Source organism: Paracidovorax citrulli (assembly GCF_900100305.1).
Classification (GTDB): Bacteria; Pseudomonadota; Gammaproteobacteria; order Burkholderiales; family Burkholderiaceae_C; genus Paracidovorax; species Paracidovorax citrulli.
On the sequence record NZ_FNEY01000027.1, the window covers coordinates 1 to 16974 of the forward strand.

Genomic DNA, 16974 nt, shown 5'->3' on the forward strand with positions numbered 1-16974 from the left:
CTTTTCTCTTCTACCGCCTTCGCCACCTACCTTCATCGCAGCCCTCTCAGGAACCGCAGCAATCTCAGTAGCGAAGCCCGCTAGTATAGCAACAATTTCACGTCGCGCAGGCATTTTTGCAAACCGCCCAACCAGAGGGCGCGACTTCCCCTGGCTACGCATTCCACTATCTATCTATGGCTCTCATCTCCCTCCTAGACGCCCAGCTGGCCTTCGGACATACCGCCCTGCTGGACCATGCCGACTTTTCCCTGGAGGCGGGCGAGCGCGTGGGGCTGATCGGCCGCAACGGTGCAGGCAAGTCATCCCTGCTCAAGATTCTCGGAGGGCTGGCACATACTGATGATGGAGCCCTGCACGTTCAGCAGGGCCTGCGGATCGCCTATGTGGCGCAGGAACCGCTGCTGGACGCGGGGCATACGGTGTTCGAATCCACGGCCGCTGGGCTGGCGCACGTGGTCGCGCTGCGGCGACGCTATGAGAGCGCCACCGGAGCCGACCTGGATACGCTGCAGACCGAGATCGAGGCCGTGGACGGCTGGAACTGGGAGCGCAGGGTGGAGGAAACGATGCAGCGGTTGCACCTGGATCCGCAAGCCCGCGTGGGAGACCTTTCCGGCGGCTTGAAGAAGCGGGTCGCCCTCGCGCAGGCGCTGGTGGCCCGGCCCGACGTATTGCTCCTCGACGAGCCGACCAACCACCTCGACGTGGACTCCATCGAATGGCTGGAGGAGTTGCTGCTGGCGTTTCCAGGCAGCGTGGTCACGATCACGCACGACCGCGCGTTCCTGGACCGCATTTCCACCCGCATCGTCGAACTCGACCGGGGGCGCCTGCTGTCTTTCCCAGGCAACTTCGGGCAATACGTGCAGCAGAAGGCCGAGCAACTGGCGCAGGAGGCGGTGATCGCTGCCAAGGCCGACAAGCTGCTGGCCCAGGAAGAGATATGGATACGCAAGGGCGTGGAAGCGCGCCGTACACGGAGCCAGAGCCGCATCAGCCGGCTGGAAGCCCTGCGGACCAGCCGCGCGGCACGCCGGGACGCGCTGGGAAGCGTCCGGATGGACATCGCGTCCGGATCCGCGTCTGGCTACCAGGGAAAGATCGTGGCCGAGCTGGCACACGTGACCAAGGCGTTCGGGGACAAAACCATCGTGCAGGACTTTTCCGCCACGATCCTCCGCGGCGACAAGGTGGGACTGGTGGGCCCCAACGGCGCCGGCAAGACGACGTTGCTGAAGCTGATCCTGGGCGAACTGGCGCCGGACAGCGGCAGGATCCGCCGGGGCGCCCACCTGGAGGTCGCCTATTTCGACCAGATGCGCCACGCGCTGGATCTCGATGCGACCCTGGAAGATTTCATCAGCCCGGGCAGCGAGTGGATCGAGATAGGGAAGCAGCGCAAACACGTCAAGAGCTACCTGTCGGACTTTCTCTTTTCGCCTGCACGGGCCCAGTCTCCCGTGAGGTCCCTCTCCGGCGGGGAGCGCAACCGCCTGCTGCTGGCACGCCTTTTCGCACGCCCGGCCAATGTCCTCGTGCTGGACGAACCCACGAACGACCTGGACATCGATACGCTGGATCTGCTGGAAGAACTGCTCCAGTCCTACGACGGTACGGTTTTCCTGGTCAGCCATGACCGGATGTTCCTGGACAACGTCGTCACCAGCACGATTGCCTACGAGGGCGATGCGCGATGGCGCGAATACGAGGGCGGCGTGCAGGATTGGCTGGTGCAGTCGCGGCGCAGCCGCGCCCTGGCCGGCACCCCGGCCCGCCCTGCGGCGCAGGAGCCGGTGGGCAAGGAAGCACCCGCGCCATCCGCCAAGCGCACCGCACCGGTGAAGAAGAAGCTCAGCTACAAGGAGCAGCGGGAACTGGAGCTGCTTCCGGAGCGCATTGCGGCCCTCGAGGCGGAGCAGAACGCAATTCGTGCGGATCTGGCGGATGGCAGTCTCTATGTCCGCGACGGCGCGCAGGCCGCGGCGCTGCATACGCGGGAAGGAGAGATCGAGGACGAACTGATGGCAGCCCTCGAGCGCTGGACGGAGTTGTCCGAGCAGTGAAGCGCAGGCGGGGCAAAGCCCCTGCGCGCCGCTCCCACTGCGATGCTTCAGATGCGGTGGTGGAGGCGGTCCGTCGCGCCGCGCAGGCGTGTGATCAGCGCTGGGGCGATCTGGGTGAGCGGCAGCACCTCGTCGGCGGCGCCGTGCGCGATGGCCTCCCGGGGCATGCCGAAGACGATGCAGCTGGCCTCGTCCTGCACGTAGTTGTAGCTGCCGGCATCCTTCATTTCGCGCATGGCGGCAGCGCCGTCGTTGCCCATGCCGGTCAGCATGACGCCGAATGCGTTCTTGCCGACCACGGCGGCCGCGGACTTGAAGAGCACCTCCACCGACGGCTTGTGGCGGTTCACCGGCGGGCCATCGTCCACCACGGCCACGTAGTTGGCGCCGCTGCGGGCGACGTGGAACTGCTTGCCGCCCGGCGCGATGTAGGCATGGCCGGGCAGGATGCGCTCGCCGTTCACCGCTTCCTTGACGGTGATCTGGCACAGGCCGTTGAGGCGGGCAGCGAAGCTCGTCGTGAACCCGGGTGGCATGTGCTGCGTGATCACGATGGCGGGGGAATCCGCCGGCATCTGCACGAGCACTTCGCGGATGGCTTCCGTCCCGCCCGTGGATGCGCCGATGCAGATGAGCTTTTCGGTGGAAAGACGCCCGAGCAGCGTCGCGGCCGGTGCGATGGGCGCAGCGGCACCGGGCTGGGCGGCTTTCTCGGCAGGGCGCGGCGCCGGCGCGCGGCGCACCTGGGCGACCGCGGCAACGCGGATCTTGTCCACGATCTGCGTCGCGAGTTCGTTGAGTCCGCTGGACAGCCCCACGCGCGGCTTGGCCACGAAATCGACCGCCCCCAGCTCGAGGGCCTTCATGGTGACTTCCGCCCCGCGTTCCGTGAGAGTGGAGATCATCACGACGGGCATGGGGCGCAAGCGCATCAGCCGGCCCAGGAAGTCGATGCCGTCCATGCGCGGCATTTCCACGTCCAGGGTGATCACGTCGGGGTTCATCTCGCGGATCATTTCCCGAGCGATGAGCGGATCGTTGGCCGTCCCGATGCACTCCATGTCGTGCTGCCGATTGATGATCTCCGACAGCAGACTGCGCACCAGCGCGGAATCATCCACAACGATCACCCGGATCTTCCTGCTCATTCCCTCTTGTCCTTCTCAATCAAAACAGGTCCACCGACCCGCCGGCCGTGGCCTTGGCCACGGTAGCCGCGTTGCCCTTGACGTCCTGGGCGACCAGGGCCTCCGGATGGGCATGTGCCAGCCGCTTGACCATGGCCTTGCCCGTCACGGGGAAAAATACCACCTTCCGCGGGTAAATATCGAGCACATCTTCGGAAACGATGGGAATTCGCTCGGTCTGCAGGTAATTCATCACGAAGGTGGTGTTGCGCTCACCCACGTTCATGGTGGTGAAGTTGTGCATGACCTGCCCGCCGCCGAAGACCTTGGCCTGCATGGTTTCCCTGCGCGCGCCCAGCTTCAGCATCTCGTTGATGAGCAGTTCCATGGCGTAGGACCCGTAGCGGCCGGAGACGTCGTTGGAGTCACCGTCGGGCAGCATGAAGTGGTTCATGCCGCCGACGCGGCTGCGGCTGTCCCACAGGCAGGCGGCGATGCAGGACCCGAGCACCGTCATGATCACGAGGTTCTCGTCCGAGACGAAATACTCGCCGGGCAGCACCTTGACGGCGTTGTGCTGGAAATGATGATCGAAGAAGAAGAAGGACGCTTCGCCGGGGCGGCGTGCGCGGGCCTTCAGTTCCTGCAGCGTCGATTGCTTGGCGGGCGCAGCCGCGGACGAATAGATGTCGGCGCTCAGGGGCGCGATGCGGGGAGCGCGGCGGCGGTCGGCCCCGTCGATCGACGAGGGAGGGGACGAAGCACCAGACGCGGGGAGGGAGCCAGGGCGGTTTGGAGTCATGGAGGGCTTCTTGCGGAATGTGGCCTTTATCGGCGCTCATAGACGGTCTTGCCGCGCAAATTGAAAAGATCACGGGATTCGCTGAAGTTCTCCGCGTGCCCCACGAACAGCATGCCCCCCGGCTTCAGCACGCGATGGATCTTCTCCAGGACCCTGCGCTGCGTGGGAGCATCGAAATAGATCATCACATTGCGGCAGAAGACCACGTCGAAAGGCTCGCGGAAGGGCCAATCGTCGCGGATCAGGTTGACGCTCATGAACTCGATGGCACGCCGCAGCTCGGGCTTGACCCGCGCCAGGCCGGCGTTCGGTCCCTTGCCGCGCAGAAAGAACTTTTGGAGGCGTTCGGGGCTCAGGCCCTTCACGCTGTCGAGCCGGTAAACGCCCTCGGATGCCGTGGCCAGGACGCGCGAATCGATATCGCTCGCCGTGAGCTTGAAGGGCGCGTTGGCTCCCAGCGATTCGATCGCGGTCATCACGATGGAGTAGGGCTCTTCCCCCGTGGACGCGGCGTTGCACCAGACGCTCCAGGGGCCCGAAGGGCGGCTGCGCAGCAGTCCCGACAGAATCTCGAAGTGGTGCTGCTCACGGAAGAATGCCGTGAGGTTCGTCGTCAATGCATTGACGAATTCCTGCCATTCCGGCCCGTCGTGGTTTTCCAGCCAGCTCAGGTAATCATGGAAACTGGTGTGCCCCGTCTCTCTGAGCCGCCGGGACAGGCGGCTGTAGACCATGGCGTGCTTGCCGTCGTGCAGGCTGATGCCTGCGCGCTGGTAGATGAGTGCCTGCACGCGGGAGAAATCCGCATTGGTCCAGACGAATTCCCGTCCCTGGGCGAGGGGACCCGAGGACGGGGCGGCGCTGGACTCCGCCATGTCGCGCGGAGGAACGGAAGAAGAAGAGGTCTGGCGCATGGTTGGATTCGTTTCAGTTCCGCATCTCTGGCAACCGGCCGGTGCACCGGGAAACGCCGCTCTTGTTCCGCGTTGACTTGGAGGGGCCTGTCTGCCTCGCCCCCCTTTCGTCAGATCATTCGTGCGTGGATATGAGGCCCATGTCCGGGTTGGACATGAGCTTCTCGATGTCGAGAAGGATGAGCATGCGCTCGCCCACGGAGCCGAGCCCCACGATGCAGTTGCTGTCGATGGAGCTTTCGATTTCCGGGGCCAGCCGGATCTGGTCGGACGTGAGTTCCATGACGTCGCTCACGGAATCGACCACGATCCCCACGACCCGGTTGCGCAGGTTCAGGATGATGACCACCGTGAAACTGTTGTATTCGGCCTTGGAGCAGTCGAACTTGAGCCGCATGTCCACGATGGGCACGATGGTGCCCCGCAGGTTCGTCACGCCCTTGATGAATTCGGGCGCATTCGCGATGCGGGTCGGCGGCTCGTAGCCCCGGATTTCCTGGACCTTGAGGATGTCGATGCCGTATTCCTCCTGGTCGAGGCGGAACGTCAGGTATTCGCGGGCACCCCCCACGGAAGCGCCAGCCGCTTCGGTCGTTTTTTCCATCACAGTCGCCATGAGTGGCTCTCCTTCAGTCTGCCCAGCGGCGTATCAATGGCGGACACGGCGGACCAGGGCCCCGGTGTCGAGGATCAGTGCCACGGTGCCGTCGCCCAGAATGGTGGCGCCCGACACGTTGGGCACCTTCCGGTAATTGGTCTCGAGGTTTTTCACCACGACCTGGTGCTGCCCCAGCAGTTCGTCCACCAGGAGCGCAACACGGCTGCCGTCCGCCTCGACGACCACCATGATGTTGCTGGACTTGCTCTTGTCCACGCGCGGCACCTGGAAGGTTCTCTCCAGGGCGATGACGGGCATGTACTCGTCGCGCACCTTGACCAGTTGCGAGCCCTGAGCAACGGTGTTGACGTCGTCGGGGTTGACCTGGAAGGACTCCACGACGGACGACAGCGGCAGGATGTAGACCTCCTCGCCGACGCCGACGGACATGCCGTCCATGATGGCGAGGGTGAGCGGCAGCCGCACCGAGACACGCATGCCGTAGCCTTCGGCGGAGTCGATCTCGACCGAACCGTTGAGCGCGGCGATGTTCTTCTTGACCACGTCCATGCCCACGCCGCGGCCGGACACGTCGGTGACCTCGTCGGCGGTGGAGAAGCCGGGCGCGAAGATGAGGCCCCAGACGTCCGCATCGCTCATCTGGTCGGAAACATCGAGGCCCCGTTCGCGCGCCTTGCGCAGGATCTTTTCGCGCGACAGGCCGCGTCCGTCGTCCCGCACCTCGATGACGATGGAGCCGCCCTGGTGCGATGCGGACAGCGTGATGGTGCCGTGCTCGGACTTGCCGGCCGCGAGGCGGTCCGCCGGCATTTCGATGCCGTGGTCGCAGCTGTTGCGCACCAGGTGGGTCAGCGGGTCGGTGATCTTCTCGACGAGGCTCTTGTCGAGTTCGGTGGCTTCGCCCAGGGTGACGAGATCGACCTTCTTGCCCAGCTTGTTGGCCAGGTCGCGCAGCATGCGCGGGAAACGGCTGAACACGATGGACATCGGAATCATGCGGATGGACATCACCGATTCCTGCAGATCCCGGGTGTTGCGGTCGAGGTCCGCCAGCCCCGCGAGCAGTTGCTGGTACACCGCGCCATCGAGGCCGCGGCTGTTTTGCGCCAGCATGGCCTGGGTGATGACGAGTTCACCCACCAGGTTGATCAGCTGGTCCACCTTGTTGACGGCCACCCGGATGGTGGTGGATTCCATCTGCGCCTGGCTGACGGCCTTGGTTTCCGAGGCACGGCCACCGGAGGCCGCCTGCCTGGATGCGGGGCCCTCGGCGGCACCCGAGGGCGTGCTGGCGGCGGCATCGGGACGGTCGCCCGGCATGCCGGGGGCCCCCGGGAAGAAACCGTAGGAAACCTCCAGCGAACCGCCGGGAGCGGACGGGGCGGCCGCCACGCCGGCGGCCTCTTCGGCAGGCTCAGCCTCGGAAGCGCCGGCTGCGGTGATCCGCACCTGCTCCTTCGAGACATGGAATGCGAACAGATCGAGCAGGTCGTCGTCCGTGGAGGTGGTTTGGACGCCGAAAACGCGCACGCCCGGCTGGTCGGAGGGCAGGTCGCGGATCGTGCCCAGGCCGACGATGTCGCGGAACAGGTCCTTGATGGCATCCGCCTGCTCGTTGCGCTCGACGGGACCGATGCGGATTTCCAGCGAACGGGCCACACCGGGGCCGGACGATGCGGGCATCGACGCAGGCGCGGCCACGGGGGCCGGGGCCGGCGCGGCCTGCACGGGAGCCGGGGCGGGCGCCGGAGCCGGGGGCGGCGGCGTGGCGGGACCGGCTGCAGGCACGACGCCCGCAGCCAGTTCGCTGATGCGGCGCACCAGGTCACCGGTGGACAGGGCTTCCCCCTGGCCGCCCGCCTGGTGGCGGGCCAGCAGGCTGCGGGACGCGTCCGCGGATTCGAGCAGGACATCCACCATCTGCGGGATGGGCTGCAGCTCGTGCCTGCGCAGGCGGTCCAGCAGGGACTCCATCTGGTGAGTGAGTTCGGCGACATCGGAGAAGCCGAACGTCGCGGCGCCCCCCTTGATGGAGTGCGCGCAGCGGAAGATGCCGTTGAGCTCTTCGTCGTTGGCCGCGCTCAGGTCCAGATCCAGCAGCATGTGCTCCATCTGGTCCAGGTTCTCGCCAGCTTCCTCGAAAAAGATCTGATAGAACTGGCTGAGGTCGAAATCGCCGCCCGCGCCTTCTTGGTAGTTTTCGGCCATGAATGGCTCCCTTGTGCTTGTGTATGACGCCGAGGCTCAGCGGATCACTTTCTGGATGACCTCGATCAGGCGGTTGGGGTCGAAGGGTTTCACCAGCCAGCCCGTGGCGCCGGCATTGCGGCCGGCCTGCTTCATCTGGTCGCTGGACTCGGTGGTGAGGATCAGGATGGGGATGGTCTTGAAGCGCGGGTGCTCGCGCAGCTTGCGCGTGAGGCCGATGCCATCCAGGCGCGGCATGTTCTGGTCGGCGAGGACCAGCTGGATGTCATGGGTTTCCGCCTTTTCCAAGGCATCCTGGCCGTCGACGGCCTCCACCACGTGGTAGCCGGCACCCGTCAAAGTGAAGGACACCATCTTGCGCATGGAGGGCGAATCATCAACGGCGAGGATCGATTGCATTTAGGGCTCCAACTCACTTGAATATATAAGGTAACCAGACGGGGCAAGGTCAGAAGAGATCAATGGAACCAGCGTCCATCTCGCTTTGGGTGACCGGATTGGGGCGGTCTGGCGCCATCTCGGCGAACGGTGCGGCCTCCTCGCCCTCTTCGGAGCCCATGGCTTCGGAGGCAAGCCGGAATGCGCAGCCCTGCAGGACCTTGGTGGTGTGCCAGATCAGCTGGGAAGCCATGTCCTGGAATTGCAGTTCCGTGACGGCACTCCTCAAGGCGGTGCGCAGGGCGAGCAGTTCTGGGGAACCCTTGATCAGCTCGTCCGACAGCGCCTGGTTGGCTTCGCCGAAACGGGCGAGCAGATTGTCGGTCGCATGGCTGAGCAGGCCTTCGAGGCGGTGCAGGTCGCGCATGACGACGAGCAGGGAATCCTGAAGTTCCGCAGCCACCATGACGGGGAGCTGGACTCCTGGCTCATCAGGGCCTGTTAGCGTAGATTGCATGGTTTCTCCATGGCAGCAGGCGGCTCAAGGCACGCTAAATCCATTCCGGCAAACACGCTGGTGGCCACACCACCGGCAACGACGCGTCGCCTGGTAGGCGATGCGCTCCCGCAGGGCGCAAACAGCGCATCTTGGCACGCTGTTTGTTCCAATATGTATCCTATGATAGCGTTCATATGGCCTCAGGAGTAATGGTTAAACCCCTGCGCATCCTGCATCTCGAAGATTCCCTTGCGGACCATGCTTTGGCATGTATTACGTTGCGCCGCGCCAACGGGATGTATGAAATTCGCCACGCAGACACGATGGAATCCTTCGTGGCCTGGCTGGATGCGGAGCGATTCGATCTCGTCCTCGCCGACTACCGGCTGCCGGGCTTCACGGCGCTGGATGCATGGCGCTGGGTGAGCGAGCGCGGCGAGCCCCCGCCCTTCGTGCTGCTGTCCGGCGCCATCGGCGAGGCCGCCGCCGTGGATGCGATGCGCCTGGGCATGGCGGACTACCTCCTGAAGGACGACATGGCCCGGCTGCCGCACGTGATCGGTCGCGCCATCGAGGTGCATGAGGCACGCAGGGCGCGGGAGCAGGCGGTGCGCGACCTCGCGGCATCGGAGAGACAGCTGGCGGAACTGACCGAGCACCTGCAGATTTCCATCGAGCGGGAGCGTGCGGCGATCGCCCGCGAGATCCACGACGACATCGGCGGTGCCCTGACGGCGGTGCGCTTCGACGTGGGGTGGATCGCACGGCACTCCACGGAACCGGCGGTGCTCGGCCATGCCGGCAGCGCGACGGAGATGCTGCAGCATGCCATCGAGGCGAGCCAGCGCATCATGATGAATCTGCGCCCGCCCATCCTCGACCAGGGGTTGGTGGCCGCGGTGCAGTGGCTGGCCGAGAGCTTCGAGCGCCGCACGGGCATTCCCACCCGGCTGCATTCCAGTCGCGATGCGATCGAGGTGCCGGGCGACGTGCAGCTGGTGGCCTACCGCACGGCGCAGGAGGCCCTGACCAACGTATCGAAATACGCACAGGCCAGCCAGGTGTCGATCGACCTCTCGGACAGCGAGCGCGTGCTGACGCTGGAGGTGACGGACAATGGCTGCGGCATGGAACCTGCCATGCGGAACAAGCCGAAGTCCTTCGGGCTCAAGGGCCTGCAGGAACGGGCGAGAACGGTCGGAGGGTGGCTGGACATCAGCAGCCAGCCGGGACGCGGCACCTCGGTCATCGTGTCGATCCCGCTGGAGCCGCAGGACAGCCAGGGCGCCGAGGACCCAGGAGAATTGCCATGATCCACGTCGTGCTGTGCGACGACCATGCCGTGCTGCGGCGCGGCATCCGCGACACGCTCACCGAAGCGCCGGACATCCAGGTGACCGGGGAGGCCGGCGGCTATTCGGAGCTGCGCGAGATCCTGCGCAAGGCACCCTGCGATGTGCTGCTGCTGGACCTGAACATGCCGGGCCGCAGCGGGCTGGAGGTGTTGAGCAGCCTGAAGGAAACGGATTCGGCCATCAAGGTACTCGTGGTGTCGATGTATCCCGAGGACCAGTACGCCCTGCGCTGCCTCCGGGCGGGGGCGCAGGGCTATGCCAACAAGGCCGGCGATCCCATGGAGCTGATCGAGGCCGTCCGCACCGTGATGAAGGGCCGCAAGTACCTGACGCCCGAGGTGGCGCAGATGCTCGCGGACAGCCTGGCGCAACCCGCGCCCGAACTTCCCCACGAGGCCCTGTCCGAGCGCGAACTCCAGACGCTGGTGAAGATCGCGTCCGGCAAGCGGCTTTCGGACATCGCGGAAGAGCTCATGCTGAGTCCGAAGACCGTGAGCGTGTACCGCTCGCGCGTGCTGGAGAAGCTCAAGCTCAGCAACAACGCCGAACTGACGGTGTACGCCATCCGCAACCAGCTGGTGTGACGCCCCGCCGTCCGGTTACCGCTGCGAGGCGAAGAGGTCGATGGATTGCTGCATGAGGGTGAGCACCGGTTGCTCGAGCATGGGCAGCGTGGCGGCGATCCCCAACAGCCCGACCGTCAGGGTCACCGGAAACCCCACCGCATAGATGTTCATCTGCGGCGCCACCCGGGAGATCACGCCGAGGGCCAGGTTGACGAACATCAGCAGCGCGATCATGGGCAGGGCGATCCAGAGCGCACTGGAGAACAGCGACGCGCCGAGTTCGTGCAGGCGCATCTGGCCGATCGACTGCAGGAAATTGCCGTCCACCGGAAAGCTGTCGAAGCTCTTCACCACGGCCATGAGCACCATGAGGTGGCCGTTGATGACCACGAAGAGCAGCATGGCCATGTGGCCGAAGAAGCGGCCCACCGCGCTGACCTGCCCGCTCGTGGAGGGATCGAAGAAGGACGCGAAGTTGAGCCCCATCTGCAGGCCGACGACCTCGCCCGCCAGCTCGACCGCGGTGAATACCAGCCGTACGGCGAAGCCGACCGACATGCCGACCGCCACCTGCTGGGCGACCGCGCCGAGCGCTTCGCGGCCGTTGACGCTGACGACGGGCTGGTCGGGCAGCACGGCCTGCGCGCACACGGCCACCAGGAAGGCCAGCCCGACCTTGGCCCGGACGGGGATGCTGCGCATGGAGAACACCGGCGCGACCATGAAGACGGCCAGGACCCGCAGGAACGGCCACAGCACCGGCGAGAGCCAGGCCATGATCTGCGCCTCGGAGAAGGTGATCACGCGGCGCTCAGGTGACGACGGAGGGAATGGATTCGATGGTGCGCCGGATGTAGTCCACCAGCGAGGTGATCATCCAGGGGCCCACGACCGCGAACACGACCATGGCGGCGATGAGCTTGGGCACGAAGGCGAGCGTGGCCTCGTGGATCTGGGTGACGGCCTGGAAGATGCTGACGAGCAGTCCGACCACCATGACCACGCCCAGCACGGGCATGGACACCATGAGGAGCAGCGTGAGCGCGTCGCGCCCCACCGTCAGGACCATTTGGGAGGTCATGGAAAACTCCTTCGCGTTCGCGTCAGGTCACGAAGCTGGCGGCCAGGGAGCCGAGCAGCAGGTTCCAGCCGTCCGCCAGCACGAACAGCATCAGCTTGAAAGGCAGCGCCACCAGCACCGGGGACAGCATCATCATGCCCAGCGACATGAGGATGCTGGAGACCACCATGTCGATGACCAGGAACGGGATGAAGATCATGAACCCGATCTGGAAGGCCGACTTGAGTTCGCTGGTGACGAACGCGGGCACGAGGACGCGCATGGGCGCGGTCTCCGCCGTGGCCCCGGACGGCAGCTTGGCGAGCCGGGCGAACAGGGCGAAGTCCGACTGGCGGGTCTGCTTGAGCATGAAGGAGCGCATGGGCGCCTCCGCGCGCTCTACGGCCTGCTCGAAGGTGATCGTGTTGTTGCTGTAGGGCAGGTAGGCGTCCGCGTAGACGCGGTCGAACGTGGGGCCCATGACGAAGAACGTCAGGAACAGCGACAGGCCGATGATGACCTGGTTGGGCGGGGCGGACTGCGTGCCGATCGCCTGGCGGATCAGCGACAGCACGATGACGATGCGGGTGAAGCCCGTCATCATGAGCAGCACGGCTGGCAGGAAGGACAGCGCCGTGAAGAACAGCAGGGTCTGGATGGGCACCGAATAGCTGGTTCCGCCCGCGCCGGAGCCGATGAGGACCGGCAGGCTGCCGCCTCCGGCGGCCTGCGCCCAGGCGGAAGGGACCAGCGCCATCCAGGCGAGCGCGACCGCCACGGCCATGCCGGCGTGCCGCGGCCGGACGGCAACGGAGCGCGCAGCCTCAGCCATGCGAAGCGGGCGCATCCTGGCGCCGGGTAGCCGCAGCCATCTCGCCGGCGAAGGATGCGGGCGGTGGCACGTGGACCTGGGACGACGCCCCCGCGGCCGACGGATGGATCACGTGCAGGCACTGGACCTGCTGGGCCGTGACGCCCAGCACCAGCCAGACGCGCTGATGGTCCGGCCCGACCTCCACCGTCACGACCCGCTGCTGGGGACCGACCGGCACGGCGGAGAGCACCTTGGCCGCCGCGCCCGGGCCCGCGCCCGGGGCGCCGGCCTGGCGTTGCTGCAGGCGGCGGATGAGCCAGGGCAGCAGCGCCACCGCAGCGATGAACAGGACGACGACGACCAGGGTCTGCGCCATGCCGGCGCCCGAGGCGGCGTTATCCACGGCTCACGCGGCGCAGCCGCTCCGAAGGCGTGACCACGTCGGTCAGCCGGATGCCGAACTTGTCGTTGACCACCACGACCTCGCCCTGGGCGATCAGGTAGCCGTTGACCAGCACGTCCATGGGTTCGCCGGCCAGGGCGTCGAGCTCGACGACGGATCCCTGCGCCAGCTGCAGGATGTACTTGATGGGCACCTTGGTACGGCCCAGTTCCACGGACAACTGGACGGGGATGTCCAGCACCATGTTGATGTCGTTGACCGGCGCCTCGTTGCTCGAGGAGAACGGGCGCACGGGCTCGCCCGCGAGGGGGCCGCCCTGGTCCACGGGCTGCGACTCGTCGGAGCTCTTCTGCTCCTCCAGCGCTTCGGCCCAGCCGGCGAACGGATCGTCCGCCGCGCTCTTGCCGTCGTTGTCGTTGCTGTCGCCTTCAGTTGACATTCTTTTCTCCCAGCCAGTTCAGATCGGGGTTGCGCAGGCACTCCTCGATGCGGATGGCGTACTTGGAATTGTGCGTGCCGTACTGGCACTCGAAGATGGGCACGCCCCCGATCGACGCCTGGATGCGTGGCTCGCGGTCGAGCTCGATGAAATCGCCGGGCTTCATGGCGAGAAGTTGCTCGACGGTGGCGTCGGCCCGGGCCAGTTCGGCCACGAGGGTCACTTCCGCGGCCTGGATCTCGCGCGTCAGCACGCGCACCCAGCGGCGATCGACTTCGATCGAATCACCCTGCGTCGAAGAATAGAGCACGTCGCGGATCGGCTCCAGGGTCGCGTAGGGCATGCAGATGTGGATGGCCCCCGACAGATCGCCGATCTCGAGCTGGAAGGCGGTGGACACCACGATCTCGCTCGGGGTGGCGATATTCGCGAACTGCGGCTGCATCTCGGAGCGCTGGTATTCCAGCTCCAGCGGGTAGATGCCGTGCCAGGCCTTCTTGTATTCGGCGCAGATCACGTCCACCAGGCGGTTGATGACGCGCTGCTCGGTGGGGGAAAAATCCCGGCCCTCGATGCGGGTCTGGAACTTGCCCACGCCGCCGTAGAGCGTGTCGATGATGCCGAACACGAGGGACGGCTCGCAGACGATCAGTCCGCTGCCGCGCAGCGGCCGGATGGCCACGATGTTGAAGTTGGTGGGCACCGCCAGCTCGCGCAGGAAGGCGCTGTAGCGCTGCACGGACACTGTTCCCACCGAGATCTCGGGGCTGCGGCGGATGAAGTTGAACAGGCCGATGCGGAAATTGCGCGCGAACCGCTCGTTGACGATTTCCATCGTCGGCATGCGGCCACGGACGATGCGCTCCTGGCTGGAGATGTCGTAGTTGCGGATGGCACCGGTGTCCGCCGCTTCCTCCACGGACTTCTGGCTCTCGCCGGTGACGCCTTCCAGCAGGGCATCGACTTCTTCCTGGGAAAGGAATGACTCGCTCATGGGGAAATCTCCTGCCGGGTCACTGGATGATGAAACTGGAGAAGAGCACTTGCCGCACCGGATTGTTGTCGCCCCTGGGGCGCGGGGCCTCTTCGCCGTCCTCTTCCTCGTCGCTGGCGGGCCGCTTGCGGGGCTTGGGCACGGTGTAGCCCAGGGGTTTGGACACCTCGCGGCGGATGTCCACGGCCAGCTTTTCCTTGCCTTCGCGGCCGAGGAGTTCCTGGGCGGTGCGCTGAGACACCAGCATCAGGATCGCGCTGCGGATGCTGGGCAGATACTGCTTGACCAGTTCGGACGTCTTGGCATCCGCCAGTTCCAGCGTGATGCCGATCTGGGCGAAGCGCTCGCCACCGGGGTCGGCGAGGTTCACGACCATGTTCTCGATGGGCAGGAAAGTGGGGGCCACCTTGGGCGCGGCAGGCGCGGCGGCCTTGGCGTGGCCTCCGCCGCCGCCCTCCTCGTCCTCGTCGCCATGGCTGCGTTTGGAGAGGAAGAACCAGGCGGCGCCACCGCCGGCCAGCACCAGCACCGCGACGATGGCGATGATGAGGACCAGCTTCTTGCTTTTCGGCTTGGCGGCGGCCGCGGCAGGAGGGTTGGCAGACACGTTGGGTTTCCTTGCGCAACGGATTCGGTGGAGAGGGGCCGGCCGGGGCCGGGCACCCTGGAAGGCTTTCCCGCACTCCATCGAGCGCAGACCTTCCGCTAGGGGCCATTATTGGATACCGGCGCGGCGGATAATAGCCAGAATAGCGGCGGAAAGGCCGTCTTTCCAGCGGTTGCGCAAGCCCTCCCCGGACTCCCGCACGTGCTCAGGCGAAGACGTCCAGGGCGCGGTCCGGACGGGATGCGGGCCGGGGGATGTCGCCAGCCCCTTGCGCGCCACCTCCGGCCGCCTGCACGCGGCCGATGCGCGCACCGCCCTCGCCACGCCCGGACGGCCGCCCCGAGGCGTCGCCCCCCGCGCCCGCCCCGGACTGCCCGATGGACACGCCCGCGAGCTCCAGGCCTTCTCCGCGCAGCAGTTCGCGCAGCTGGGCCACGCTGGTGTCCAGCATGTCCCGGGTCTGGGACTGGTCGCTGCGGAATGCGACATGGGCCTCGTTGCCCGTCAGCGACACGGACACCTCGACCGGCTGGCCGTCCCGGTCGATCGTGAGTTCGGCATTCTGCGTCTTCTGGTGCACCCAGTAGGCCACCTGTTCGGCGATCTGGTCTTCCATGGGAATCTGCGAGGGGTCCGCCACGCCGGCCGCCCCGTCCCCGGCCGCATCCGCGGCGAAGGAGCCCGACGCCTGCGAGCCATCCGGAGATGCCGGCACCACGGCACGATCCATGCCCAGAGAGGCCGACACAGCCGCATCCGCCCGCCCGCCCGCCTGCGGGGTCAGGTCCTGCAGGGCACCGCCCACGGCGGAGGCCGCCATCATGGAGGATTCGCCGCCACGCGGGGCGGCCTGCAGCCCGGCGGTGAAGCCCGCATCGCGGCGGTCCGGCTGCGCGGTCGCCCCTGCCGACGCGGAGGATGCAGAGGCCACGGCCTGGGCCAGGACATGCGCGCCGGGAAGCTCCCCGTCCTTGCCGCCCAGGACTGGGACCATCAGTCCGCCGGCGCTGGCGCCGGCCGTCTCGGATGCGGAACCGGCCGTGCCGCCCATGGCGGCGTGCCCGGACCGCGCCGTCCCGCCCCGGGAAGCGGCGAAGGCCTTGCCGGCCGCATTGGCCGCCGCCCCGGAAAGATCGGCGGCGCCATCGATGAGTGCCGTCTGGCCCACCAGGCTGCTAGCGTCCATCAGCCCCGCAGGCCGGAGCGCCTGCGCCAGGGAGCCGCCTGCCCCGCCGCCCGGGGAGCCCGCCGCGGCAGGCCAGGCCCCGGCAGTGCCGCCCGGAACCAGGCCCTGCAGCGCCATGGCCAGCGGATCCATGCCGGGCAGCCCCGATGCGCCCGCGGCATTGCCCGCCGCCGCGCCGGATGCGAGTGCATCGCCAGCCATCGCATCACCGGCCAGGGCGGCGCCCAGGCCATTGTCCGCGCCCGGCAGCGCACCGGCACCGGTAGCGTCCAGCCCGGCCCCGAGCGATGCCAGCAGCAGCGAAAAACCGCCCTGCCCACCGGCGGCGTCGGTGCCGGCATCCGCGGCGGTTGCGTTGCCGGCCTTGCCGGCGCCCCGCGCGCCCCGCGATTCGTGGGTTGCGTGGGCCGAAGACGGCGCGCGGGCCGTGCGGTTCTGGATGTCGTTGGTCATGATGATGGCTCCTCTGGCCCGCCAGGGCCCTGCCCCGTGACCGGGGCCTTTCCGAAACGCAGCGCGGCGCGCTCGTCCGTCTGTTTCTGCTCCCGCCGCGCCTCGGCCTGGGCCAGGTCGTGGCGCCGCCGCTCCACCACCTTGCGCAGCGCCGCGACGCGCAGCTCGGCCTGCAGCAATGCCTGGCCCGCGGCACGTACGCGGCCTTCCTGCTCGCCGATCACGCTGCTCTGCACGCCCATGGCATGCCCGAGGCGGTCCATGAACTGGTAGTGGTGGTACATGACCTCCGGCTTGACCGTGGCGTCGGCGCGCATGCCCCAGCGCCCTTCCGTCTCGTGCGCGTACCCTTGAAGCTGCTGCAGTTGCGCTTCGGACGCGCTCCGGGCACGCTGAAGGTCCTGCAGGGCCTGGCGCGCGGCGTCCCGCTGGCGCTCCGCCATCTCGACGGCGACCAGGAAGGCATTGAGAGAGGCCATGGCAG

The 16974-nt window shown here is 66.9% G+C and carries 19 protein-coding genes; 3 read left to right on the forward strand and 16 right to left on the reverse strand.

What is annotated here, in order from left to right; all coding sequences use genetic code 11:
* Positions 1-176 precede the first annotated feature (176 nt).
* The gene (abc-f, locus tag BLR99_RS16755) at positions 177-2066 is read left to right on the forward strand and encodes a ribosomal protection-like ABC-F family protein (RefSeq protein ID WP_011797384.1); all 1890 of its coding nucleotides are present in this window, start codon (positions 177-179) and stop codon (positions 2064-2066) included.
* Positions 2067-2113: 47 nt separating this feature from the next.
* Here abc-f and BLR99_RS16760 read toward each other — a convergent pair whose 3' ends face one another.
* The 7 genes from BLR99_RS16760 to BLR99_RS16790 form a co-directional block, all read right to left on the reverse strand.
* Positions 2114-3214 carry a protein-glutamate methylesterase/protein-glutamine glutaminase gene (locus BLR99_RS16760; protein ID WP_011797385.1) on the reverse strand — a complete coding sequence of 367 codons (1101 nt, stop codon included), beginning with the start codon at positions 3212-3214 and terminating at the stop codon, positions 2114-2116.
* Between the two features lie 19 nt (positions 3215-3233).
* Positions 3234-3995 (reverse strand): chemoreceptor glutamine deamidase CheD, encoded by a 762-nt coding sequence (gene cheD, locus BLR99_RS16765; protein ID WP_011797386.1) that lies wholly within the window; start codon positions 3993-3995, stop codon positions 3234-3236.
* A gap of 26 nt (positions 3996-4021) precedes the next feature.
* Positions 4022-4909 (reverse strand): CheR family methyltransferase, encoded by an 888-nt coding sequence (locus BLR99_RS16770; protein WP_011797387.1) that lies wholly within the window; start codon positions 4907-4909, stop codon positions 4022-4024.
* A 115-nt stretch (positions 4910-5024) separates the two neighbouring features.
* A complete protein-coding gene (locus tag BLR99_RS16775; RefSeq protein ID WP_011797388.1) occupies positions 5025-5525 on the reverse strand; it encodes a chemotaxis protein CheW in 501 nt (166 codons plus the stop codon).
* Between the two features lie 33 nt (positions 5526-5558).
* Positions 5559-7736, reverse strand: a complete 2178-nt coding sequence (locus BLR99_RS16780) for a chemotaxis protein CheW (RefSeq protein ID WP_011797389.1) — start codon at positions 7734-7736, stop codon at positions 5559-5561.
* A gap of 36 nt (positions 7737-7772) precedes the next feature.
* On the reverse strand, positions 7773-8135 hold the full coding sequence (locus BLR99_RS16785) for a response regulator (protein ID WP_011797390.1): 363 nt from the start codon (positions 8133-8135) through the stop codon (positions 7773-7775).
* 49 nt (positions 8136-8184) lie between these two features.
* The gene (locus BLR99_RS16790; RefSeq protein ID WP_011797391.1) at positions 8185-8631 is read right to left on the reverse strand and encodes a hypothetical protein; all 447 of its coding nucleotides are present in this window, start codon (positions 8629-8631) and stop codon (positions 8185-8187) included.
* A 191-nt stretch (positions 8632-8822) separates the two neighbouring features.
* On the opposite strand from BLR99_RS16790, the gene BLR99_RS16795 reads away from it, so the two are divergent.
* A complete protein-coding gene (locus BLR99_RS16795; RefSeq protein WP_017438728.1) occupies positions 8823-9926 on the forward strand; it encodes a hybrid sensor histidine kinase/response regulator in 1104 nt (367 codons plus the stop codon).
* On the forward strand, positions 9923-10552 hold the full coding sequence (locus tag BLR99_RS16800) for a response regulator (protein WP_011797393.1): 630 nt from the start codon (positions 9923-9925) through the stop codon (positions 10550-10552). Before BLR99_RS16795 ends, BLR99_RS16800 begins: the two co-directional genes overlap by 4 nt.
* Positions 10553-10567: 15 nt before the next feature.
* On the opposite strand, the gene fliR is transcribed toward BLR99_RS16800, so the two are convergent.
* The 9 genes from fliR to fliJ form a co-directional block, all read right to left on the reverse strand.
* Positions 10568-11338, reverse strand: a complete 771-nt coding sequence (gene fliR, locus BLR99_RS16805; protein WP_017438729.1) for a flagellar biosynthetic protein FliR — start codon at positions 11336-11338, stop codon at positions 10568-10570.
* A gap of 7 nt (positions 11339-11345) precedes the next feature.
* A complete protein-coding gene (fliQ, locus tag BLR99_RS16810; protein WP_011797395.1) occupies positions 11346-11615 on the reverse strand; it encodes a flagellar biosynthesis protein FliQ in 270 nt (89 codons plus the stop codon).
* Between the two features lie 22 nt (positions 11616-11637).
* On the reverse strand, positions 11638-12378 hold the full coding sequence (gene fliP / locus BLR99_RS16815) for a flagellar type III secretion system pore protein FliP (protein WP_017438730.1): 741 nt from the start codon (positions 12376-12378) through the stop codon (positions 11638-11640).
* 40 nt (positions 12379-12418) lie between these two features.
* Positions 12419-12784: a FliO/MopB family protein gene (locus BLR99_RS16820; RefSeq protein ID WP_046060741.1), complete on the reverse strand. Its 366-nt coding sequence runs from the start codon at positions 12782-12784 to the stop codon at positions 12419-12421.
* 19 nt (positions 12785-12803) lie between these two features.
* Positions 12804-13250, reverse strand: coding sequence for a flagellar motor switch protein FliN (gene fliN / locus BLR99_RS16825; protein WP_011797398.1), 447 nt, complete (start codon positions 13248-13250; stop codon positions 12804-12806).
* Positions 13240-14244, reverse strand: a complete 1005-nt coding sequence (gene fliM / locus BLR99_RS16830; RefSeq protein ID WP_011797399.1) for a flagellar motor switch protein FliM — start codon at positions 14242-14244, stop codon at positions 13240-13242. The genes fliN and fliM overlap by 11 nt, the downstream gene beginning before the upstream one ends.
* Positions 14245-14263: 19 nt before the next feature.
* Positions 14264-14851, reverse strand: coding sequence for a flagellar basal body-associated FliL family protein (locus BLR99_RS16835; protein ID WP_017439430.1), 588 nt, complete (start codon positions 14849-14851; stop codon positions 14264-14266).
* Positions 14852-15056: 205 nt separating this feature from the next.
* A complete protein-coding gene (locus BLR99_RS16840; protein ID WP_048857349.1) occupies positions 15057-16490 on the reverse strand; it encodes a flagellar hook-length control protein FliK in 1434 nt (477 codons plus the stop codon).
* On the reverse strand, positions 16487-16969 hold the full coding sequence (fliJ, locus tag BLR99_RS16845; protein WP_017438330.1) for a flagellar export protein FliJ: 483 nt from the start codon (positions 16967-16969) through the stop codon (positions 16487-16489). Before fliJ ends, BLR99_RS16840 begins: the two co-directional genes overlap by 4 nt.
* Positions 16970-16974: the final 5 nt, after the last annotated feature.